The 21,100-nt window shown below is 60.1% G+C and carries 19 protein-coding genes and 2 pseudogenes; 14 read left to right on the top strand and 7 right to left on the bottom strand.

Annotated elements, in window-relative coordinates:
- Window positions 1-2: 2 nt before the first annotated feature.
- The 3 genes from ACYZTR_RS27345 to ACYZTR_RS27335 form a co-directional block, all read right to left on the bottom strand.
- Entirely contained in the window at window positions 3-2,849 is a 2,847-nt protein-coding gene (locus ACYZTR_RS27345) for a class I adenylate cyclase (protein ID WP_461975356.1), read from the bottom strand.
- A 195-nt stretch (window positions 2,850-3,044) separates the two neighbouring features.
- The gene (locus ACYZTR_RS27340) at window positions 3,045-3,290 is read right to left on the bottom strand and encodes a TIGR02647 family protein (protein WP_461975354.1); all 246 of its coding nucleotides are present in this window, start codon (window positions 3,288-3,290) and stop codon (window positions 3,045-3,047) included.
- A 212-nt stretch (window positions 3,291-3,502) separates the two neighbouring features.
- Window positions 3,503-3,799, bottom strand: coding sequence for a hypothetical protein (locus tag ACYZTR_RS27335; protein ID WP_461975352.1), 297 nt, complete (start codon window positions 3,797-3,799; stop codon window positions 3,503-3,505).
- 124 nt (window positions 3,800-3,923) lie between these two features.
- On the opposite strand from ACYZTR_RS27335, the gene ACYZTR_RS27330 reads away from it, so the two are divergent.
- Window positions 3,924-4,583 carry a glutathione S-transferase family protein gene (locus ACYZTR_RS27330; RefSeq protein ID WP_461975350.1) on the top strand — a complete coding sequence of 220 codons (660 nt, stop codon included), beginning with the start codon at window positions 3,924-3,926 and terminating at the stop codon, window positions 4,581-4,583.
- 149 nt (window positions 4,584-4,732) lie between these two features.
- On the opposite strand, the gene argH is transcribed toward ACYZTR_RS27330, so the two are convergent.
- Window positions 4,733-6,127 (bottom strand): argininosuccinate lyase, encoded by a 1,395-nt coding sequence (argH, locus tag ACYZTR_RS27325; RefSeq protein WP_461975348.1) that lies wholly within the window; start codon window positions 6,125-6,127, stop codon window positions 4,733-4,735.
- Between the two features lie 357 nt (window positions 6,128-6,484).
- Here argH and ACYZTR_RS27320 point away from each other — a divergent pair.
- The 8 genes and pseudogenes from ACYZTR_RS27320 to rsd all read left to right on the top strand — a co-directional run.
- Window positions 6,485-6,598 (top strand): annotated as a pseudogene (locus ACYZTR_RS27320) (sensor histidine kinase); the annotation flags it as partial.
- Complete coding sequence (locus ACYZTR_RS27315) at window positions 6,595-7,341, top strand: LytR/AlgR family response regulator transcription factor (RefSeq protein WP_461975346.1); 747 nt, start codon at window positions 6,595-6,597, stop codon at window positions 7,339-7,341. The pseudogene ACYZTR_RS27320 and the gene ACYZTR_RS27315, both read left to right, overlap by 4 nt.
- A gap of 136 nt (window positions 7,342-7,477) precedes the next feature.
- Entirely contained in the window at window positions 7,478-8,419 is a 942-nt protein-coding gene (gene hemC / locus ACYZTR_RS27310; RefSeq protein WP_461975344.1) for a hydroxymethylbilane synthase, read from the top strand.
- Window positions 8,416-9,183: a uroporphyrinogen-III synthase gene (locus tag ACYZTR_RS27305; protein WP_461975342.1), complete on the top strand. Its 768-nt coding sequence runs from the start codon at window positions 8,416-8,418 to the stop codon at window positions 9,181-9,183. The genes hemC and ACYZTR_RS27305 overlap by 4 nt, the downstream gene beginning before the upstream one ends.
- Window positions 9,184-9,199: 16 nt before the next feature.
- Complete coding sequence (locus ACYZTR_RS27300) at window positions 9,200-10,354, top strand: uroporphyrinogen-III C-methyltransferase (RefSeq protein WP_461975340.1); 1,155 nt, start codon at window positions 9,200-9,202, stop codon at window positions 10,352-10,354.
- Window positions 10,351-11,589 (top strand): heme biosynthesis HemY N-terminal domain-containing protein, encoded by a 1,239-nt coding sequence (locus ACYZTR_RS27295; RefSeq protein ID WP_461975338.1) that lies wholly within the window; start codon window positions 10,351-10,353, stop codon window positions 11,587-11,589. The genes ACYZTR_RS27300 and ACYZTR_RS27295 overlap by 4 nt, the downstream gene beginning before the upstream one ends.
- A 229-nt stretch (window positions 11,590-11,818) precedes the next feature.
- Window positions 11,819-12,370, top strand: coding sequence for a disulfide bond formation protein B (locus tag ACYZTR_RS27290; RefSeq protein ID WP_461975336.1), 552 nt, complete (start codon window positions 11,819-11,821; stop codon window positions 12,368-12,370).
- Window positions 12,371-12,548: 178 nt separating this feature from the next.
- Window positions 12,549-13,007 carry a sigma D regulator gene (gene rsd / locus ACYZTR_RS27285; protein ID WP_282376157.1) on the top strand — a complete coding sequence of 153 codons (459 nt, stop codon included), beginning with the start codon at window positions 12,549-12,551 and terminating at the stop codon, window positions 13,005-13,007.
- Window positions 13,008-13,069: 62 nt separating this feature from the next.
- On the opposite strand, the gene ACYZTR_RS27280 is transcribed toward rsd, so the two are convergent.
- The gene (locus ACYZTR_RS27280) at window positions 13,070-13,735 is read right to left on the bottom strand and encodes an FKBP-type peptidyl-prolyl cis-trans isomerase (protein ID WP_461975334.1); all 666 of its coding nucleotides are present in this window, start codon (window positions 13,733-13,735) and stop codon (window positions 13,070-13,072) included.
- Between the two features lie 192 nt (window positions 13,736-13,927).
- Here ACYZTR_RS27280 and ACYZTR_RS27275 point away from each other — a divergent pair, with 192 nt between their 5' ends.
- Complete coding sequence (locus ACYZTR_RS27275; RefSeq protein ID WP_461975332.1) at window positions 13,928-14,947, top strand: AlgP family protein; 1,020 nt, start codon at window positions 13,928-13,930, stop codon at window positions 14,945-14,947.
- Here the strand turns inward: ACYZTR_RS27275 and ACYZTR_RS27270 are convergent.
- On the bottom strand, window positions 14,944-15,408 hold the full coding sequence (locus ACYZTR_RS27270; RefSeq protein ID WP_461975330.1) for a TIGR02444 family protein: 465 nt from the start codon (window positions 15,406-15,408) through the stop codon (window positions 14,944-14,946). The two genes, ACYZTR_RS27275 and ACYZTR_RS27270, sit on opposite strands and share 4 nt — an antisense overlap.
- Window positions 15,409-15,458: 50 nt before the next feature.
- Between ACYZTR_RS27270 and ACYZTR_RS27265 the strand changes: the two genes are divergently transcribed.
- The 3 genes from ACYZTR_RS27265 to ACYZTR_RS27255 all read left to right on the top strand — a co-directional run bounded on the left by ACYZTR_RS27265 (window position 15,459) and on the right by ACYZTR_RS27255 (window position 18,810).
- Window positions 15,459-17,369: an ATP-binding cassette domain-containing protein gene (locus ACYZTR_RS27265; protein ID WP_461975328.1), complete on the top strand. Its 1,911-nt coding sequence runs from the start codon at window positions 15,459-15,461 to the stop codon at window positions 17,367-17,369.
- A complete protein-coding gene (locus ACYZTR_RS27260) occupies window positions 17,369-17,950 on the top strand; it encodes a mechanosensitive ion channel domain-containing protein (protein WP_461975326.1) in 582 nt (193 codons plus the stop codon). The genes ACYZTR_RS27265 and ACYZTR_RS27260 overlap by 1 nt, the downstream gene beginning before the upstream one ends.
- Window positions 17,951-18,177: 227 nt before the next feature.
- Window positions 18,178-18,810, top strand: coding sequence for a LysE family transporter (locus ACYZTR_RS27255; protein WP_461975324.1), 633 nt, complete (start codon window positions 18,178-18,180; stop codon window positions 18,808-18,810).
- Window positions 18,811-18,881: 71 nt separating this feature from the next.
- On the opposite strand, the pseudogene ACYZTR_RS27250 reads toward ACYZTR_RS27255, so the two are convergent.
- Window positions 18,882-19,031: pseudogene (locus ACYZTR_RS27250) on the bottom strand (penicillin-binding protein activator LpoB); the annotation flags it as partial.
- Window positions 19,032-19,182: 151 nt separating this feature from the next.
- Here ACYZTR_RS27250 and ACYZTR_RS27245 point away from each other — a divergent pair.
- On the top strand, window positions 19,183-21,081 hold the full coding sequence (locus ACYZTR_RS27245; protein ID WP_461975322.1) for an FTR1 family protein: 1,899 nt from the start codon (window positions 19,183-19,185) through the stop codon (window positions 21,079-21,081).
- Window positions 21,082-21,100: the final 19 nt, after the last annotated feature.

Below are 21,100 nucleotides of genomic sequence, written 5' to 3'. Positions count from 1 at the left end.
CCTCAGACCTGCTCGAGCGCCTCGTTCAGTGCGCGTTCCAGGTCGGCCTTGTAGCGCAAATACAGATTGCTTGAGTTCTGCCCATCACCGAGCAGGCCCGACAGGTCCAGGTCGGTGATGTAACAGCGATAGCGTTCGGTTTCACGGCGTTGCTCGACGATTTCCCGGGCGACCACGCTGAACAGTTGGTCGCCATGCTCCAACTCTGAAAACTCCCGCTGATTGCAATACAACGTGACCTGCACCTGTCCCGGTGCGGCTTTGCCGACAATCGCCTGCACGTCGTAGAACGGTTTGTTGACCGGGGTTTGCGGCGCAGGCCGAGCTTCGACCCGACGTGCCCGTACAGGGCCGGAGGGAAGCAGTTGGTAATACAAAGTGTCCAAGCTCAGCGGCTGGGCGACATCCATCGGCAGCAATGCGTCGCGCCGGTATTGGAGCGATTGCAGGAACCGTTGCAATGGCACCAGCAGGCTTTGCTCGTCGTGGTAGGGCAAACGCTGTTGCCACAGGGCATTGAGTTCATCCAGTACGTACAGGTCGGCGTGGTATTCATTGATCCGGTAGAACACCTGAATGCAATCGGGCTGACCCATCGGCAGGACCAGCGCCAGGTCGTGATCTTCCAGTGCCATCGGGTCCAGGTGTAGCGGGCTGTAGCTTGCCAGCTCTTCGCCCAGATAATCGACCAGCGCCGGCAGCGTGGCGAGGGCGACATGATTGACCTGGCCGGGCACCAGTTCCAGCACGTGGTAGTGCTGCTGGACCTGAATCAGGTAGCGATGATTGAGTTTGCTCAACAGCAGGTTCTGCGCGGTATCGAGGATTTCTTCGACTCGCTGGGCGATGAATTGTGCGCGGTTGTGGCAGAAGCAACGCACGCGCAACGTGGGTTGTTGTAGTCCGCTGGGCAGGTTGTTGAGGTAATCGCGCACGCAGTCGAGCAGCGCGTGAGGACCGTTGAAACGGCTGACCAGCACTTCGTTCCAACTATTGAGCGTGACCTGATCCAGCGTCAGCACCAGGTTTTCCCGAACGCCGGCGTAGCTCAGCGAATCGGTGCGCTCGGTGGTCATCAGGATGTTTAGGTCGCGGTGGTGCTTGAGTGGATCGACACCGACGTTCACCAGAATCAGCACTTCGCTCGGCACACTGGCGCGCAGTAACGGTTCTTCAGCGACGGTTGTCAGCGGCAGGACGATGCTCTGTTGCAGGCTGCCGAGCAGGTTGAACAGTTCGAACTCGCTCAGGTCGCTGGTGCCGGGATGCAAGGCCAGGCGAGTGCTGCTGTCGATCACGCCATTGCGGTGACACCAGGTCAGCAGCTCCAGCAATTGGCGGCCGCGCTTGATCGGTGCGAAATGCTCCCACTCGAGGGCCGTCAGGCTGCCGTTGTACAAACCCCACTGAGGTTGACCCGGTTCTTTTTTGTTCGGCGCTTGCACCAGCGTGAGGGTGTCTTCGGCCAGATCCGGGGCGATACCAGGGTTGATGAACTCGACCTTGTCGGCCTTGCGCTCGAACGCCGCGTACAGCCGCCGACCCAGCACGTTAAGGTCGCGTTTGTTGATCAGGCTGGCAGTCTGTTCGTTACGGGCGAACTGGGTCAGGAAGCGGTAGCTGTAATTGAGCTCGTTGACCAAGGCCCTGCGCTCAGAGCTGACCTGACGGACTTTCCACTGGCTGCGGCTATCGAGCAGGGCCAGTTGACGATGATCCCAGTGCCATTCGTGGGCCAGGCGTCTGAGCAACGAACGCTGCCAGCTCTGGGTGCGACTGCTGCTGCCGGTGAGTTTGCGATTGACCTTCAGGTACAACGCCCGGCGTACCAGCTCCAGCCGTTCCGGCTCGCCACGGGCGACGAGGTATTCCTCGATGCGCCGGTAGACCACGACGTACGGGTCCAGCTCATCGAGGTCAAGCCGATTGGCAAACACCGCTTGCTTGAAGCGCAGGCTCAGGCAATGGACCTTGGGGTGTTCGCTGGCATAGACCTCGGTCAGCAGCAGTTTGAGCACCGATTTGTACGGCGATTCGATGCCCTTGAACAACTGCCAGAGCCCGGCACCGATGAACTCGCCGGGTGGGATATAGGCCAGATGTCCCAGGTCCAGGGTTTCGTCGGCACGGATGAAGCGCTTGGAGATCAGTGTGTGGGTGTACCGGTCGTAGCTTGCCTCTTCGTAGACTGGCACGAGCCACCAGATGGGTGTGCGGCCGGCCAGCCAGATCGCAGTGCGATAAAACTCGTCCAACAGCAGATAGTGCTGGGTGGTGCCGCAGTCTTCCGAGCTCAGTTGCGTATCACGTTCGCCGCGTACGAAACGGGTCGGGTCGATCAGGAAGAAATGCGCCTCGGCGCCCTGGCTGGCAGCCCAGATTTCGAGGAGCTGGCATTTTTTGCGCAGCTCAGTGAGCTCGTTTTCGCTCAAGTCCGGCCCGTGACAGACCCACACGTCCATGTCGCTCTGATCGGCCTGGGCCAGGGTGCCGAGACTGCCCATCAGGAACAGGCCGTGAATCGGTCGCGGCGGATTGCTGCGGTGGCGGGGCTTATAGGAAAACGAGCGAGTCAGGCGTTGGGCTTCGGCGAGGGCGTTGGCGTCTGGTTCGTAATTCGACAGCCCGGCTGGCGTACCGCCCGAAACGTATCCCGGCAACAGTGGATGATTGACGTGGAAAAACAGCGGCAGCAGGGTCAGCACCGCTTGCTGACGGGTCGACAACCCTTCCATGGCGCGAGCCATGCGGCCTTCGTTGAGCTTCAGAAAACGTGCGCGCAGTTGGCTGAGAACCTTGCGGTCGATTCCCTCGTCCAGATCGGGGCGGATTTCATTAGTGCGGGTCATGTCAGCTCAAACCGGCTTGCGGGGCTCGGACGTGGGAGATCTCAGGATGAGGGGCAGTTTAGCGCTTCGGCCCTGGGACTTTTAAGCTGATTTTGTTTTTCTGGCGTCAGATTTTTATCGCAGGGCGACGGCAGGTAACAGAGTGAGCCCGCGGAAATCCCGTAGCAGGGGTTTCCGTGGGCGCTGCGGTAATACTCAGGCTGTTTCTTCTACGGTCAAAATGGTCAGAACGGTTTGCACACTTTGCGCGGCGTCACGACCCAGACTGGTCAGATAACCACCATCTGGCTGGGTGATCAGGTCTTTGTCGAACAATCTTTGGGCGGCGGCAATGGCTTTCGGGGCAGCGGTCTGATGAATTTTCAAACCTTCCTGGGAACTGTCCAGGTTGAAGAGGGCGAGGATTTCCAGTTCGGCAACCAACTCAGGGGTAAGCGACATAAGGACTCCAGACTTTCTAGGAATTGGACGACAGCGCCCCTAAGGTGATCCCACTTGTGCGGCATGTCCAGTGCTCGCGACAGGGTTTTTTCGCCTTTGTAGGAGCGAGGCTTGCCCGCGAAGAACGATGACGCGGTTTCTATGGGGACCGCGTTGTGGCCTTCGCGGGCAAGTCGGGTCGCCGCACCGCCCGCTCCTACGAGAAGCGGGGATCATTTCTTTTCCGGTGGCAACTCTGGCAGCGCACGCAACGCCGTTTCATACCATTCGGTATTGAACGCGCGGTCTTCTTCGAGGATTGCGTCGATTTCTACCGCCAACACGTGGGCCATCAAATTGAGGATTTCTTCACGCTCGTAACCCACCAATGTCAGCTTGTTGAAGGTCGCCTTGGCGGCCGGCGGGTTGTCGCTTTCAATCTGGTTTTGGATGGCTTCGATCAGGGTGTTTTCGGCGAACTCTTCTTCGTCGATGTCGTCTTGGTTATTGTCAGGGGTTGGCTCGCTCATGGCAGGCTCCTCAAGGAAAGGCGGTCAGTTTACCTGCATTCAGCACTGTGATGCTGCTGGCAAGAAGCACCGCGGCGTTCTATAAATAGTGCTGCCAACCCCTGCACGGCCTGGAGGCTAAGTGATGCTCAAGCTTTATGGATTTTCCGTCAGTAACTACTACAACATGGTCAAGCTGGCGCTGCTGGAGAAGGGACTGCCGTTTGAAGAAGTACTGTTTTACCCAGAACCGAGCGCCGAAGCGTTCGCCATCAGCCCGCGCGGGAAGGTGCCGGTGCTGGGCGTCGAAGAGGGTTTCGTCAACGAAACCAGCGTGATTCTCGAATACCTCGAACAAAGCCAGAAAGGCACACCGCTGTTGCCGAGCGATCCCTTTGAGCGGTCGCAGGTCTTGGCACTTGCCAAGGAAATCGAGCTGTACATTGAACTGCCGGGGCGCGCCTGTTACGTCGAAGCATTTTTCGGTATGACAGTGCCGGAGGCGATCAAGGACAAGACCAAAGCCGAGTTGCTGCTGGGGTTTTCCTCCCTGGGCAGGCACGGCAAATTCACCCCTTACGTGGCAGGTGACAGCCTGAGCATTGCGGATTTGTATTTCCTTTACAGCGTTCCGCTGGCTTGTGCAGTCGGGCAGAAGCTGTTCGGCATCGATCTGTTGGCCGAGATGCCAGCGGCGAAGGCGTTGCTGGAGCGTCTGGAACAGAACCCGCATGTGCAGCGGATCGCAGCGGACAAGGACGCGGCGATGCCAGCGTTTATGGCGATGGTCGCGTCCAAAAAGTAGGTTTTTATAGCGTCTTCAAGAATGCATTCGCGAGCAGGCTCGCTCCCACAGTGGATCTTTGGTGTTCACAGATTTTATGTTCACCATCAATCTAATTAATGTGGGAGCGAGCCTGCTCCGGGCGGCGTTCCGACGAAGCTTTTGACGGTTTAGCGGCTGGCGAGCAATGCCTGGCCGCGAGCCACTGCTTTGTTGACCTGCGCCGGCGCAGTCCCGCCGATATGGTCACGGGCATTCACCGAGCCTTCCAGCGTCAACACGGCGAACACGTCTTGGTCGATCTGGTCGCTGAACTTGCGCAGCTCTTCCAGGCTCATTTCCGCGAGGTCTTTCCCGCTTTCCACGCCGTACTTCACGGCATGGCCAACGATTTCGTGGCAGTCACGGAACGGCAGGCCACGACGTACCAGGTAGTCGGCCAGGTCGGTGGCGGTGGAGAAACCGCGCAGTGCCGCTTCGCGCATCATCGCGTGCTTGGGCTTGATCGCCGGGATCATGTCAGCAAAGGCCCGTAGCGAGTCACGCAACGTGTCGGCGGCGTCGAACAGCGGCTCCTTGTCTTCCTGGTTGTCCTTGTTGTAGGCCAGTGGCTGGCCTTTCATCAGGGTCAGCAGGCCCATCAGTGCTCCGAAAACGCGGCCGGTCTTGCCACGCACCAGCTCCGGCACGTCCGGGTTTTTCTTTTGCGGCATGATCGAACTGCCGGTGCAGAAACGGTCTGGCAGATCGATGAACTGGAACTGGGCACTGGTCCACAGCACCAGCTCTTCGGAGAAGCGCGACAAGTGCATCATCGCGATGCTCGCGGCCGAGCAGAACTCGATAGCGAAGTCGCGATCGGAAACGTTGTCCAGCGAGTTACCGCCAACAGCGTCGAAGCCCAACAGTTGGGCGGTGAATTCGCGGTCGATCGGGTAAGTGGTGCCTGCCAGTGCGGCGCTGCCCAGCGGCATGCGATTGGTACGTTTGCGGCAATCGACCAGGCGCTCGTAGTCGCGGCTGAGCATTTCGAACCAGGCCAGCATGTGGTGCCCGAAGGTCACCGGCTGCGCGGTTTGCAGGTGAGTGAAGCCCGGCATGATGCTGCCGGCTTCGCGCTCGGCCTGCTCCAGCAAGCCTTTTTGCAGGCGAGTGATTTCGCTCAGGATCAGGTCGATCTCATCACGCAGCCACAGGCGGATGTCGGTGGCGACCTGGTCGTTGCGGCTGCGGCCGGTGTGCAGCTTCTTACCGGTCACGCCGATGCGATCGGTCAAACGCGCCTCGATGTTCATGTGCACGTCTTCGAGGTCGATGCGCCAGTCGAACTGGCCGGCCTCGATTTCACCCTGGAGGGTCTTCAGGCCATCGGTGATGCTGTCGCGTTCGGCATCGGTCAGCACGCCGACCTTGGCCAACATCGTGGCGTGAGCGATCGAGCCCATGATGTCGTGGCGATACAGGCGCTGGTCGAAAGTGACGGAGGCGGTGAAGCGGGCGACGAAGGCGTCGACGGGTTCACTGAAGCGGCCGCCCCAGGACTGATTGGTCTTGTCAGTGCTCATGAATTCGCTCGTATCGGCTGAAGAAAGATGGCGTTGAAAGCTGTCGCGGATAATAACAGGGTTGCCAATCCTGTCGCTGACACTGGTCGACACGTTTTTTTCTCATGCAGCGGTCCATACTCGAGCCAACGCCGCGGGGAATTGCGCAACGATATTTTTCAATTGAGCAATATCGTGCCGGCAACCGTCTACAGTTGGACAGTAGGACAGGTGGATCAGCGCACTTCCAGGCGCTGCAACTGACTATAAGAAGAGGGGGTGTTCATATTGTGTATCAACAAACCCTACGGCGATGCTTGGCCAGCGCTGGCCTGTGCCGCCAATCGCCAGGCAGATGAAAATTTAGCCGTCGGTCGCGCGGCACTTTTTGGCCTTCGCGCTAGTCTTAGCGTGGATCGCGGTGACGGACGTCACTTCACCTGTCTACGCTATCCTTGTGCGAGACTCACGCAGGAATCCAGCGCAATATGAATGTCCTGATCGTTGATGACGAACCCTTGGCCCGCGAGCGCCTGAGCCGAATGGTTGGCGAACTCGAGGGATACAATGTCCTGGAGCCTAGCGCCACGAACGGCGAAGAGGCGTTGGCACTGATCGACAGCCACAAACCGGATATCGTGCTGCTCGATATCCGCATGCCGGGCCTCGATGGCCTGCAAGTGGCTGCACGATTGTGCGAACGCGAAACCCCTCCCGCCGTGGTGTTCTGCGCAGGGCCCGATGAATTTGCCGTGGAAGCCTTACAGGCCAGCGCCGTAGGCTATCTGGTGAAACCTGTGCGTACAGAACAATTGCATGAAGCGTTAAAACAAGCCGAGCGGCCCAATCGCGTCCAGCTCGCGGCCCTGACCCGTCCCGCCGCCGAAAGTGGCAGCGGCCCACGCAGTCACATCAGCGCCCGTACCCGTAAAGGTATCGAACTGATCCCGTTGGGTCAGGTGGTCTACTTCATTGCGGATCACAAATACGTGACCTTGCGCCACGAAGGCGGCGAAGTGCTGCTGGATGAGCCGCTCAAGGCACTTGAAGATGAATTTGGCGACCGCTTCGTGCGCATCCACCGCAACGCGCTGGTCGCCCGCGAACGCATCGAACGCCTGCAACGCACGCCTCTGGGGCATTTTCAGCTGTTCCTCAAAGGCTTGAACGGCGATGCCCTGATCGTCAGCCGACGGCATGTGGCCGGCGTGCGCAAGATGATGCAGCAGCTTTAATCCGCCATTTACGGGCGGGTTTTACCCGATTGCCGGGTGTCTGAGGCCAGGGAGGCCACGCGGTTTCTGATACAAGTCAAAGTGGATTTGGCTGAGCTGTTATTATCCGCCGTATCTTTTCAGTACGGATTGATCCATGTCCTCTCGCGAAATCCGCATCGCCACCCGTAAAAGTGCTCTCGCCCTGTGGCAGGCCGAATACGTCAAAGCTCGTCTGGAAGAGGCCCATCCGGGTCTGCTCGTGACGTTGGTGCCCATGGTCAGTCGCGGTGACAAGTTGCTCGACTCGCCACTGTCGAAAATCGGCGGCAAGGGCCTGTTCGTCAAAGAGCTTGAAACCGCGCTGCTGGAAAACGAAGCCGACATCGCTGTGCACTCCATGAAAGACGTGCCGATGGACTTCCCTGAAGGTCTCGGTCTGTTCTGCATCTGCGAACGCGAAGACCCGCGCGATGCGTTCGTCTCCAACACCTACGCCAGCCTGGATGAGTTGCCGCAAGGCAGCATCGTCGGCACCTCCAGTCTGCGCCGTCAGGCTCAATTGCTGACCCGGCGTCCGGACCTGGAGATCCGCTTCCTGCGCGGTAACGTCAACACCCGCCTGGCCAAGCTCGATGCCGGCGAATACGACGCCATTATCCTCGCTGCTGCCGGCCTGATTCGTCTTGGCTTTGAAGATCGGATCAGCTCGGCCATCAGCGTCGACGACAGTCTGCCGGCCGGTGGCCAAGGCGCGGTGGGTATTGAATGCCGTAGCGCCGACAGCGACATTCACGCGCTGTTGGCGCCGCTGCACCATCAGGACACCGCCACCCGCGTGACCGCCGAACGTGCTCTCAACAAACATTTGAATGGCGGCTGCCAAGTGCCAATCGCCTGCTACGCCGTGCTTGAAGGTGAGCAGATCTGGTTACGTGGCCTTGTCGGTGATCCGAACGGTGGTCTGCTGCTCAGCGCCGAGGCTCGTGCACCACGCAGTGACGCCGAAGCCCTGGGCGTGCAAGTGGCTGAAGACCTGCTGAGTCAAGGCGCCAACGACATTCTGAAAGCAGTCTACGGCGAGGCAGGTCACGAGTGACGGGCTGGCGCCTGCTGCTGACGCGTCCCGCGGATGAGTCGGCGGCGCTGAGCAGTCTTTTGACCGAAAAGGGGATTTTCAGCAGCAGTTTGCCGCTTTTGGAGATCGAGCCGATTCCTGTCTCTGACACAATGCGCGAGGTGATTCAGGGTCTGGATCGCTTTTGCGCGGTGATTGTAGTCAGCAAGCCAGCCGCCAGAATCGCTGTGGATCTGCTCGACCGGTATTGGCCGCAACCACCTCGTCTGAAGTGGTTCAGCGTGGGCGCGGCCACCGCGCAGATCCTTGAGGATCGCGGGTTGGACATCAGCTTCCCGGTGGATGGCGATGACAGCGAAGCGTTGCTTGAACTTCCCTCGTTGCGCGAGGCGATCGCACGGCCCGGTCCGCGTGTGCTGATCATGCGCGGGGAGGGCGGACGCGAGTTGCTGGCTGAGCGTTTGCGCGAGCTAGGTGCTAGTGTCGAGTATCTGGAGTTGTACAGTCGCGGCCTGCCGAAGTACCCGTCAGCGGCCCTGCCGGACCGGATCCGGGCGGAACGCTTGAACGGGCTGGTGGTCAGCAGTGGGCAGGGTTTTGAGCACCTGCATCAATTGGCCGGCGATGCCTGGTCGCAATTGGCACGGTTGCCGTTGTTTGTTCCAAGCCCCAGGGTCGCCGAGCTGGCACGTGCCGCCGGGGCCCAAACAGTTGTGGATTGTCGCGGCGCCAGTGCCGCGGCTTTGCTGACGGCGTTACGGGAGCACCCCGTGCCCGTTCTCTAATGCAAAGGATGGATACGTGAGCGAAACAGCCTTGCCTAAAGATGACGTCCAGCCAGTGCGCGATGCACCGGTTGAAGCACCGGTTGAAACCGGGCCACCTGCTGCAGTGCAGCGCCGAGGCAATGGGCTGGCAATCGTCGCGCTGTTGTTGGGCGCTGCCGGTGTCGCCGTGGGCGGTTGGGGAGTCTGGCAGGTGCGTCACCTGCAAGCCAATACTCAACAGCAGTTGAGTCAGGTCCAGGCATTGAACGATCAGGCGCAGAACCTGAAACTCAATGAACAACGTCTGACCGCTCGCCTGGAACAAATGCCTGCCGCCGACGAGCTCGACGCGCGCAGTCGTTTGGTGACTCAACTTCAAGGCGATCAGCAACGCTTGAGTCAACGTCTGGAAACGGTTCTCGGTGCCAGCCGCAAGGACTGGCGTCTGGCCGAGGCCGAGCACTTGCTGCGTCTGGCCAGCCTGCGTCTTTCCGCGTTGCAGGACATCAGCAGTGCCCAGGCCCTGGTGCAGGGCGCCGATGAAATTCTGCGCGAACAGAATGACCCGGGTTCTTTTGCCGCTCGCGAGCAAGTGGCCAAAACGCTGGTGGCATTGCGTAGCACCGAGCAGCCGGATCGCACCGGGCTGTTCCTACGACTGGGGGCGCTGCGCGATCAGGTGATCAGCCTCACGGAGCTGGCACCCGAGTACAAGGATCGCGGTGAATCCTTGTTGGGTCTCACCGCCGATGGCGACGGCGCGAGTCGCTGGGCGCAATGGTGGGATCAGGTCTCGCGCTACATCCGCATCGACTTCAACGCCGACAAGAATGTGCGTCCATTACTGGCTGGGCAGAGCCTGAGCCAGGTTCGCCTGGCCCTGAGCCTGGCACTGGAGCAGGCGCAATGGGCCGCGCTCAATGGCCAGGCAGCCGTTTACACCCAGGCGCTGGCGGAGGCGCGGGACGTGCTCAAGGGCAACTTCAATCCGGACAACCCTCAGAGCAAAGTGATGCTTGAGCAGGTTGGCGAGTTGAGCAAGCAGCCGGTCACCGTCGTCACGCCAGACCTGACCGGCACGCTGAGCGCGGTTCAGGGGTATCTGGAGCGGCGTAATGTCAACGCCGAAGACTCGATCAAACCGATGGCCAAACCTGCTGGGGACACCGCGCAGGAGGCGACGCCATGAAACGCCTCTATGTGATCGTGTTCCTGGTGATCGCCGCTGCCGCTGCGCTGGGGTTGGCGATTGCCGAGCATTCGGGTTACGTGCTGATCGCCTACAAAAGCTTCCGCTACGAATCGAGCCTGTGGGCAACCCTGGCGTTGGTCGCCGTGCTGTGGTTGGTGTTTTGGGGCATCAAGGCGTTAATCGAACTGGTGACGACCTCCAGCGGTGTGGTCAATCCCTGGTCGCGACGCAACCGTAGTCGCCGGGTGCAGGTGGCGATTGAACACGGTCAGCTGGATCTGGCCGAAGGTCGCTGGGCCAGTGCACAGCGTCATCTTCATCGGGCCGCGGAAGCCGAGCGCCAGCCATTGCTTTACTACCTCGGCGCTGCCCGGGCCGCGAACGAACAAGGTCATTACGAGGAAAGCGACAACTTGCTGGAGCGCGCTCTTGAGCGACAGCCTCAGGCGGAGTTGGCGATTGCCCTCAGCCATGCCCAATTGCAGACTGACCGCGGCGATACCGAAGGCGCTCTGGTGACCCTGCAAGCCATGCACGAGCGTCATCCTCATAACGTCCAGACCTTGCGTCAGTTGCAGCGCTTGCATCAACAGCGAGGCGACTGGTCAGCCGTGATTCGCCTGCTGCCCGAGCTACGCAAGGACAAGGTCCTGCCACCGGCCGAGCTGGCCGAACTGGAGCGCCGAGCCTGGGGTGAGAACCTGTCACTGGCGGCGCATCAGGAAGAAGACGGGACGGTCGGCTTGCAGTCGCTCAATCGCGCTTGGCAGCAGTTGACTTCAGCTCAGCGTCAGGAGCCGCAACTGGTGCTCGCTTATGCCGAGCAGCTTCGGCAGCTGGGTGCTCAGGTCGAGGCCGAAGAGATCCTGCGAGCGGCGCTCAAGCGCACCTATGACAGTCATCTTGCACGCCTCTATGGCCTCGTTCGCGGCAGTGATCCGGCACGTCAACTGCACACCGCCGAGGGCTGGCTTAAAGACCATCCGGCCGACCCGAGCCTGCTGCTGACACTGGGGCGCTTGTGTTTGCAAAGCAGCCTTTGGGGCAAGGCACGAGACTATCTGGAAAGCAGCTTGCGCATGCAGCGCAATCCCGAAGCCTGCGCGGAACTGGCGCGGCTGCTGGCGCAGTTGGGTGACACCGAGCGCAGCAATCAGTTGTTCCAGGAGGGCTTGGGCTTGTTGGATAAGCGCTTGCTGGCGGCACCGTTGCCAGTTCCTGTTCACGCTTGATAAGTGAATGACGGGTCGCTCGAACGGGCGATCCAGTCGGCTGCAATTTGCCGGAATTTTACCTTTGTAGTCCGTCATCGGCAGAGTCCTACAGAGGGCTACACCTAATCCTCTCGCTTCTGTCGGGAATTCCCTACACTTCTGTTGAAGTGTCCCTGCTGGCCTGCCTTGAAAGGCTGGCGTGCTTTCCTCTACCGTAACCGTCTGTCTCTACTGTTACGGAAATGCCATGTCTTTGGCCTGCTCACGCTCCTTGTTTTTCATGGCTTTCATTGCAGGTGCCCTGGCCCTGGGCGTGTCCTATTACCTGGAATATGCAGTCGGCCTCAAACCTTGCGGGTTGTGCCTGTTACAGCGGCTTTCCCTCGCGTTACTCACGGGTACCTGCCTGATGGCTTCGGTGCATGGGCCGGGCCGCTTCGGGTCTTTTCTGTATTGGATGCTCGGTCTGCTTTGCAGTCTTGCGGGTACGGTCATGGCGTGGCGGCAGGTATTGCTGCAGAGCGATCCAACGCATCAGCTTTTGACGTGCTCGCCCAATCTGGCCGTTCAGTACGAGGACATGCCTTGGTTGTGTCAGGTCACGCAGATGTTTAAAGGGGAGGTAGAGTGCGCGGAGATTTTCTGGACACTGTTCGATCTGAGCATTCCTGAGTGGAGTCTGCTGCTCTTCATGGCGATGACGGTTTTAGGTATTTATCAGGTGCTGCGTCTTGTCTGGAAAGCCTGTCAGCGACCGCTCAGCGGCGAGTTGTCACACCGGGCGCTGACGGGTGATTAAACACTTGTATGAACTTTGTCTCCTGCGTACCTTGAAGCCATTGTCGCGCGGGCATAATCTGGCCCGCACGTGTCATTGGAATTATGTTGCTCGAATGACGCTCTGCCTGGCCGATACTTGACCTTCAAGTGTGCGACGGGTGTAGGGCAGCATGACCCACAAGGGAAGAGAGATCACCATGCTCGAAAGTTGTCAGAATGCTCAAGAACGCTGGGGTGGAGTGCATCTGCTGATCGATCGCTGGTTGCAGGAGCGTCACGAACTGGTTCGGGCCTATGATGCTCTCGGCGCCAAGCCTGAGACTCTGAGCGAGAACCGCAAGCCGTTGCAGGAGTTCTGCGGCGTGCTGGTCGATTACGTGTCTGCGGGGCACTTCGAGATCTACGAACAGTTGACGGGGGAGGCCAAGGCCTTCAACGACAAGCGTGGTCTGGAGTTGGCCGAGACGATCTACCCGCGCATCGACGTCATCACCGAGAAGCTGCTCGCCTTCAACGATCTGTGTGATGCAGGTCAATGCGTGGCAGAGAAATTCAAAGAGCTGGGTGGCCTGTTGCACGAACGCTTCGAACTGGAAGACTGCCTGATCGAAGTGCTGCACACCGCTCACAAGGAAGAAGATTCGGTTCAGGCCTGAACCCCTTCCTGCAAGACCTCCAAAAACGGTGCGCTATGCGCGCCGTTTTTCGTTTCCGGTATTCAGCGTGTGGCACCGCGCAATTCGACTTCGAATACCAGCGGTGTAAACGGCGCAATCAGGTCGCCGGCACCCTCGGCGCCATAGGCTTCGGCCGATGGAATCACCAGACGCCATTTCGCGCCGACCGGCATTTGCTGCAACGCGCTGCGCCATCCGCTGATCACGCTGTCGAGACTGAACCACTGCGGCTGACTGTTCTGATCGAACACTGTGCCATCGGGAAGGCGACCGATATACAGCACGTGGACTTTGCCGTTGGGGCCGGCTTTGGCACCAGTGCCCGGTGCCAACTCCGTTAGCAATATTCCATCTGCCAGCTCACGAACGCCCGGTTTGGCTTTTTCCTCGTCGAGAAACGCTCGCTCTTTTTGGAGCGCGATTTCGCTTTGCGGCAGGGTTGGTGGCAAGGCGACCCGGGCTTCGTGCTCGGCAAGGATCTGTTCGATCTGCTCATCTTTCAACGCCAGGGGTTTGCCTTGATAGGCGTGTTGCAAACCTTCGATCAGCGCCTGAAGTTGCAGATCGGGAACCTCCTGGCGCAGGCGTTCGCCGAGGCTCGCGCCCAGGCTGTAAGAGAGATCGTGAGTGTCATTTCCTTTGGTTTTTTCGGCGGCCTGGGCCACGGAAAAAAACACGCACAGTGATAAAAAAAGGTAGCGCGACATGGGCACTCTCCGACCTGAGATGCGCAGGATTATGCCAGTGTGAATGCGCTCAACGGTGAACTGGTTTTGCGCAGGCGAAGAAGAATTTCAATCCGTTGCAACGCAGCGCTTTGGATACTGTCAACATGCCCTAGCGGCGGTAGCAGCAGAGGTCTAGTATGAGCCGCACCCACGTCAGCCAGGAGGTAAACCATGTCGGCCACCAAGAAGCCAGTAAATACTCCGTTGCACTTACTCCAACAACTCTCGGGCAGCTTGCTCGAGCATCTGGAAAACGCTTGTTCCCAAGCCTTGGCTGATGCTGAAAAACTGCTCGCCAAACTGGAAAAGCAGCGCGGAAAAGCGCAGGAAAAATTGCACAAGTCCCGTACCAAATTGCAGGACGCTGCGGCGGCCGGCAAGGCCAAGGCACAAACCAAAGCCAAGGGCGCGATGAAGGAGCTTGAGGACCTGCTTGATGCCCTCAAGGATCGTCAATCGGAAACTCGCAGCTACATTCTGCAACTCAAGCGCGATGCTCAAGAAAGCCTGAAATTGGCCCAGGGTGTCGGTCGTGTTCAAGAGGCTGTCGGCAAGGCGTTGTCCCTGCGTTCGGCCAAGCCTGCTGCGGCTCCTGCCAAGAAAGCCGCTGCCAAGCCGGCTGCTGCAAAAGCACCGGTGAAAGCCGCAGCCAAACCAGCAGCAAGAAAAGCAGTCGCTGCCAGCGCTGCGAAACCAGCGGCTAAAACGACGGCTGCCAAGCCTGCCGCAACCAAATCTGGTGCTGCAAGAACGGCCGCTGCCAAACCCGCCGTGGCGAAAACTGCCGCTGCTAAACCAGCTGCTAAATCAGCTGCAAAAACGGCCGCTAAACCCGCAGCAAGACCAGCAGCCAAAACTGCAGCGGCGAAACCTGCTGCCAAGCCAGCCGCCAAATCTGTCGCGGCTAAAACCGCTGCAAAACCTGCTGCGAGAACCGCGGCCAAACCCGCTGTAAAAGCAGCCGCCAAGCCGGCCACCGCCAAACCCGCTGCCAAGCCAGCGGCGGCGAAGCCAGCTGCAAAACCAGCAGTGAAAAAACCGGTTGCGGCCAAGCCGGCCACCGCGCCAGTTGCCAAGCCAGCCACCCCGGCTGCAACGCCTGCTTCTGCAGCAACCACCTCGACAGCCACACCAGCGTCAACGCCGGCAACCGCTTCGAGTGCGGCAACCACCCCAACCAGCGCTTCCTAAGTGCCGGATACCGCGACGCGCAGCTGATGCAGCGCGTCGCGGTCCAGGTGGACGGCGCCTGCCGTCACACCTTCCAGCCAGGCCGATAAATCGGTCGCCTCACTTTGCGGCCAACTCTGTGCCAATCGCTCCAGCCGCAACAACAGATGTCGTTCGGCCTCGAGCTCCAATGTCTTCATTTGTTCGCGCAACGTAGTCAGCTCGGCATCCTCAGTCGCGGCGGCTTTCCATTGCATGCGCAATGCTCGCAGCGGTTGAACGACATCGGTATCCCAGGGCTCGGCCACATTGCGAAGTAGCTGCAATCGCTGCTCGTTACAGGCAACACCCCGCTGTGCCAGCCACAATCCACCGAGCAGCAGGCACACATTCACGCCCGCCGACTGTAATCGCAGGCATGCGCGTTCAACGCCGGGACGGGCGTAAGTGCCAAGGGAAAAACTCCACAGGTCAGAGGACATAGTGCTACTCGCGCCAGTTGCGAGCGAAGCTGGTAGACTCCGCCGCCATTATGATTCGACTTCAGAACCTGACTTTACAGCGTGGCCCGCAACGTCTGCTAGAAGACGCCGAGCTGACCCTGCACGCCGGCCACAAAGCCGGCCTCATCGGTGCCAACGGCGCCGGCAAATCGAGCCTGTTCGCCTTGCTTCTGGGTGACCTGCACCCGGACTCGGGTGATTGCTTCTTGCCGGCGGACTGGCGCATCGCCCACATGCGCCAGGAGATCGACACCCTCGATCGCGTGGCGGTCGACTATGTGCTCGATGGCGACCTGCGACTGCGCGAGGTGCAACGCGACCTCGCCGCTGCCGAAGCGGCCCATGACGGTGCCGCTCAGGCCCGCCTGCACTCCGAGCTCGACAGCGCCGACGGTTACACCGCCGACGCCCGCGCGCGCAAGTTGCTGGCGGGGCTTGGGTTCACCAACGAACAAATGGATCGCCAGGTAGGAGATTTCTCTGGTGGTTGGCGGATGCGTCTGAACCTGGCGCAGGCTTTGATGTGCCCCTCGGACCTTCTGCTACTCGACGAACCGACCAACCACTTGGACCTCGACGCCATCATCTGGCTCGAAGAATGGCTCAAAAGCTATCCTGGCACCTTGATGCTGATTTCCCACGACCGGGACTTCCTCGATGCCGTGGTCGATCACGTGGCTCACGTCGACCAGCGCAAGATCACCCTGTATCGCGGTGGTTACAGCGCCTTCGAACGCGCCCGTGCCGAACGTCTGGCCCAGCAACAGCAGGCCTACGAGAAGCAACAGGTGCAACGTGCGCACATGGAAAGCTACATCGCCCGTTTCAAGGCCCAGGCCACTAAGGCCCGTCAGGCCCAGAGCCGGATCAAGGCCCTGGAGCGGATGGAAGAACTGTCCGCCGCCCACGTCGATTCGCCGTTCGATTTCGTCTTCCGCGAATCGGTCAAGATCTCCAGCCCGCTGATTGACCTGTCTGATGCCCGGCTGGGTTATGGCGACAAAGCCGTGCTGGAAAAGGTCAAGCTGCAACTGACCCCCGGTGCACGGATCGGTTTGCTCGGCCCGAACGGCGCCGGTAAATCGACCCTGATCAAAAACCTCGCCGGTGAACTCGAGCCGTTGTCCGGTCGATTGACCCGTGGCGAGAACACCGTCGTCGGTTACTTCGCCCAGCATCAGCTGGATTCGCTCGACTCCAAGGCCAGCCCGTTGCTGCATATGCAGCGCCTGGCGCCGACTGAGCGCGAGCAGACCCTGCGCGACTTCCTCGGTGGTTTCGACTTCCGTGGCGCGCGGATCGATGAGCCGGTGCTGAATTTCTCCGGTGGCGAGAAGGCTCGCTTGGCGCTGGCGTTGATCGCCTGGGGCCGGCCGAACCTGCTGCTGCTCGACGAACCGACCAACCACCTGGACCTGGAAATGCGCCTGGCGCTGACCATGGCGCTTCAGGAATTCAGCGGCGCGGTACTGGTGGTCTCCCACGATCGCCATTTGCTTAAAAGTACCACCGACAATTTCTACCTGGTGGCGGATGGCAAGGTCGAGGAGTTCGACGGCGATCTGGAAGACTACACTCGCTGGCTGGTGGAGTACCGCCAGCGCAATGCCCCCGTCAGCAACACCCCGGTAAACCCGGACAAGACCGACAAGAAGGCCCAGCGCCAGGCCGCCGCTGCGTTGCGTCAGCAACTGGCGCCGCACAAGCGCGAGGCCGACAAGCTCGAAGCCGAGTTGGGCAAGCTGCACGAGAAACTGGCGAAGATCGATACCAGCCTCGGCGACAGCGACATTTACGAACCAGTGCGCAAGAACGACTTGCGTGATCTGCTGGCCGAACAGGCCAGGCTGAAGGTACGTGAAGCCGAACTGGAAGAAACCTGGATGGAAGCGCTGGAATTGCTCGAAAGCATGCAGGCGGAGCTGGAGGCGCTGTCCTGATGGAAGCCTTCAAGCTGCCATTGCCTGCCGTGTGGATTGAGCCGATCTTGCTCTTTGTGCAAATCCTGCTGATTCTGTTGGCGGGATATGTCGCCCAGCGCTGCGTCGCCAAGTGCCTGACTCGCCTGGGTAAGCGGTATCCGTTTCCACCGCAATTGCTGATGCCGCTGCGCGGTGGTCTGCGCTGGCTGATCATGGGCAGTGCGCTGATCTTCGTACTGGAACGCCTGGGGGTGTCGGCGACGGTGCTCTGGACCGCGTTGTCCGGTTTTGTCGCGGTAGCGGCGGTGGCGTTCTTTGCGATGTGGAGCGTGCTCTCCAATCTGCTGTGCGCGATCCTGATCTTCACCGTCGGCCCGTTCCGCCTCGGCGACGTGGTCGAGTTGGTGGACACCACCGACAAGCCTGGCGTCAAAGGCCGGGTAGTGGCGATCAATCTGCTCTACACCACGCTGATCGAAGCCGAAGAACTCGGCACCGGCAGCGCGATGGTGCAAGTGCCCAACAGCCTGTTCTTCCAGCGCTCGGTTCGACGCTGGCGTGGTACGGATGTGTTCTCGACCGGTGGGTTTGAAAAGTAAACCTTCTGTTGCCTGACACACCGCTTTCGCGGGCAAGCCCGCTCCCACAGTAGACCGAGTCTCTAACCAAACACGCGGTCACCAGTGGGGGCGGGCTTGCTCGCGAAGGGGCCCTAAAGCCATAAAACGCTGGTCGGCAGTCGCTCTGTCCTACAAAAAATCGATAGTCATCAGCCCAAAGCCGCATTAGCTTAGACGTCTGTCACGAGTCTGAGTCGAGGTGTGCGATGGTGCTTCAAACATGGCTGGCGTTTTTTGCCGCCTGCTGGGTGATCAGTCTGTCTCCCGGTGCCGGCGCCATTGCGTCGATGTCCAGCGGTCTGCGATACGGTTTCTGGCGCGGTTATTGGAACGCCCTGGGCCTGCAATTGGGCTTGGCGGTGCAGATCGCGATCGTTGGCGCTGGTGTAGGTGCGATCCTCACGGCATCGGCCACGGCGTTCTATGCGATCAAATGGTTCGGCGTGGCGTATCTGGTCTACCTGGCGATCAAGCAATGGCGCGCGCTACCCAGCGACATGAGCGACGACGCGGCCGGGCGCCAGATTGGCAAGCCGATGGCGTTGGTGTTTCGCGGTTTCCTGGTGAACATCAGCAACCCCAAGGCGTTGGTGTTCATGCTCGCGGTACTGCCGCAGTTCATTGATCCGCATGCACCGCTGCTGGCTCAGTACCTGATCATCGGGGTGACCATGGTCTTCGTCGATCTGATTGTCATGGCCGGTTACACCGGATTGGCGTCCAAGGTGCTGCGGTTGTTGCGCACGCCCAAGCAGCAAAAACGCATGAACCGCACCTTTGCAGGGCTGTTCATTGGTGCGGCGGCGTTCATGGCGACCCTTCGCAAAGCGGCGGTGTAAAACCGTCAGACACAAAAAAGGCGACCCAAGGGTCGCCTTTTTAGTTTCAAAAATCAGCACAGAATGACCGGCGCCGAGTAGCTGTCGTTGAAGTCGATGTGCGACACGGTGCCGAACAACAAGTAGTCGGCACCTTTAAAGTTGCCGGCCTTGATCCGCTTGATCACGTCATAGACGTCACCCTTGGACGCCGATGTATAAGGCGTGCCCTGGACCGCTTGCTCTTCGCTCTTGAGGTATTCCTTGTCGCGCGGGTCGGCGATCAGGAGCTTAAACGCCGAATGCCGTGCCGATCTCCGCACAACAAAGCTTGAGTGAAAGTCATTGGAAGTGAACAATGTGTTACTTCGTATTTCCATTTGAGATTCTTTCATGACTGCCCCGTCCCGTTTCCTTGCCTGGCTGGTGTTGCCGCTGTTTGCCTTGTGCAGTTTCAATCTGCTGGCTGACACCGTGGAAGGCGCGCCACAAGCGCTGCATTTGCTCGATTACATCGGCGCGGATTACCCGGAAACGGTGCGCGCGGGCAAGGTCATTGATGAGTCCGAATACCAAGAGCAGCTCGAATTCATCAAGGCACTGCAAGGCTTGATCGCCGCGATGCCGGCCAAACCGGAAAAAGCCGGGTTGGAGCAGGGCGTCAGCACGCTGCGCAACGCGATCGCTGCGCGTCAGGACGGCGCGGACGTCGGTCGCCAGGCACGGCAACTCAGCGCCAGGTTGGCCGTGGCCTATGAGGTCAGCCAGGCGCCGATCATTACGCCGGATCCTTCCCGTGGTGCGCCGCTGTACGCTCAGCATTGTTCGGTTTGCCACGGTGACGCGGGTGCCGGGGATGGTCCGGCGGGTGTCGGTCTGATGCCGCCGCCGTCCAATCTGCGTGATGCGGCGCGGCTGGATCACCTGAGCCTCTACGCGATCTACAGCACCTTGGGCCTCGGTGTCGAAGGTACCGACATGCCGGCCTTCGCCGATCAGCTGGACGATCGTCAGCGTTGGGATCTGGCGACCTACATCGCCAGCTTCAGCGCCGACCCGGCTGCTGCAAAATCCGAAAAGACCTACAACTTCGCCGACCTGGCCCGTCAGACTCCCGCAGAAGTGCAGGCCGCGGAGGGGCCGCAAGCGGCGGCGATCTTCCGTGCGCAGCGGGCGCAACCGCCGCAGGTCAAGCGTGGCCCGGCGCAGTTGCTCGACTACACCGCCGCGACCCTGGACAAGAGCATGGCGGCCTACCGTGCCGGCGATCATGATCAGGCCTATGACCTGTCGGTGGCGGCTTATCTGGAGGGTTTCGAACGGGTCGAAAGCTCGCTGGATAACGTCGACGCCAACGTGCGCAAAGACACTGAAAAATCGCTGATGGCGTACCGTCAGTCGTTGCAGGATGGTTGGCCGGTGGCCCAGGCCCAACAGCGTCTGGACGCGGCCAAGGCCAAGTTGAAGGAATCCGCCGGCCTGCTGGGCAGCGATGGGTTGAGTGGGTCCCTGAGCTACATCTCCGGTTTGTTGATTCTGCTGCGCGAAGGCCTGGAAGCGATTCTGGTGCTGGCAGCGATCCTCGCGTTCCTGCGCAATACCGGCCAGCAATCGGCGGTACGCAGCGTCAACGTCGGTTGGGGGCTGGCGCTGCTGGCGGGTCTGGCGACCTGGGCGCTGGCGGCGTACGTGATCGATGTCAGCGGTTCGCAGCGCGAATTGCTGGAAGGTGCAACGGCGTTGTTTGCCGCCGTCATGGTGCTCTGGCTCGGCGTGTGGATGCACGATCGTCGTCACGCAGCGGCCTGGCAGGATTACATCAAGAGCAGCCTGGTGGGCGGCGGTGGGCGTTTCGGGTTTGCGACGCTGGCGTTCTTCTCGGTGTATCGCGAACTGTTTGAAGTGATTCTGTTTTACGAGACTCTGTGGCTGCAGGCGGGTCCAGCGGGTCATAACGCGGTGTTGGCGGGTGGTGCGACGGCGTTGGTGTTGCTGGTCGGTCTGGCGTGGGTGATTCTGCGTGGCTCGGCGAAGTTGCCGCTGTCGCTGTTTTTCAGCATCAACGCCGGCTTGCTGTGCGCGCTGTCGGTGGTGTTTGCCGGGCACGGTGTGAAGGCGTTGCAGGAAGCCGGGATTTTTGGCACCCGGCCGGTGCCGTTCTTTGACTTCGACTGGCTGGGCATCCACGCTGATGCGTATTCGCTGAGTGCTCAGGTCGTGGCGATCATGGCGATCATCGTGCTGTACAGTCGCAGCCGGATGGCCGAGAAGCGGCGGGTGCCGGCTTCCTGACCGAGTGATCCTTTAAAAG

The sequence above is a fragment of the Pseudomonas sp. Hz4 genome (assembly GCF_054898165.1).
This window is presented reverse-complemented; position numbering and strand designations above follow the sequence as displayed.

Coding starts and splice junctions, on each gene's coding strand:
- ACYZTR_RS27345 (WP_461975356.1), bottom strand. CDS start 2,849: ATGACCCGCACTAATGAAATCCGCCCCGATCTGGACGAGGGAATCGAC.
- ACYZTR_RS27340 (WP_461975354.1), bottom strand. CDS start 3,290: ATGTCGCTTACCCCTGAGTTGGTTGCCGAACTGGAAATCCTCGCCCTC.
- ACYZTR_RS27335 (WP_461975352.1), bottom strand. CDS start 3,799: ATGAGCGAGCCAACCCCTGACAATAACCAAGACGACATCGACGAAGAA.
- ACYZTR_RS27330 (WP_461975350.1), top strand. CDS start 3,924: ATGCTCAAGCTTTATGGATTTTCCGTCAGTAACTACTACAACATGGTC.
- argH (WP_461975348.1), bottom strand. CDS start 6,127: ATGAGCACTGACAAGACCAATCAGTCCTGGGGCGGCCGCTTCAGTGAA.
- ACYZTR_RS27315 (WP_461975346.1), top strand. CDS start 6,595: ATGAATGTCCTGATCGTTGATGACGAACCCTTGGCCCGCGAGCGCCTG.
- hemC (WP_461975344.1), top strand. CDS start 7,478: ATGTCCTCTCGCGAAATCCGCATCGCCACCCGTAAAAGTGCTCTCGCC.
- ACYZTR_RS27295 (WP_461975338.1), top strand. CDS start 10,351: ATGAAACGCCTCTATGTGATCGTGTTCCTGGTGATCGCCGCTGCCGCT.
- ACYZTR_RS27290 (WP_461975336.1), top strand. CDS start 11,819: ATGTCTTTGGCCTGCTCACGCTCCTTGTTTTTCATGGCTTTCATTGCA.
- rsd (WP_282376157.1), top strand. CDS start 12,549: ATGCTCGAAAGTTGTCAGAATGCTCAAGAACGCTGGGGTGGAGTGCAT.
- ACYZTR_RS27280 (WP_461975334.1), bottom strand. CDS start 13,735: ATGTCGCGCTACCTTTTTTTATCACTGTGCGTGTTTTTTTCCGTGGCC.
- ACYZTR_RS27275 (WP_461975332.1), top strand. CDS start 13,928: ATGTCGGCCACCAAGAAGCCAGTAAATACTCCGTTGCACTTACTCCAA.
- ACYZTR_RS27270 (WP_461975330.1), bottom strand. CDS start 15,408: ATGTCCTCTGACCTGTGGAGTTTTTCCCTTGGCACTTACGCCCGTCCC.
- ACYZTR_RS27265 (WP_461975328.1), top strand. CDS start 15,459: ATGATTCGACTTCAGAACCTGACTTTACAGCGTGGCCCGCAACGTCTG.
- ACYZTR_RS27260 (WP_461975326.1), top strand. CDS start 17,369: ATGGAAGCCTTCAAGCTGCCATTGCCTGCCGTGTGGATTGAGCCGATC.
- ACYZTR_RS27255 (WP_461975324.1), top strand. CDS start 18,178: ATGGTGCTTCAAACATGGCTGGCGTTTTTTGCCGCCTGCTGGGTGATC.
- ACYZTR_RS27245 (WP_461975322.1), top strand. CDS start 19,183: ATGACTGCCCCGTCCCGTTTCCTTGCCTGGCTGGTGTTGCCGCTGTTT.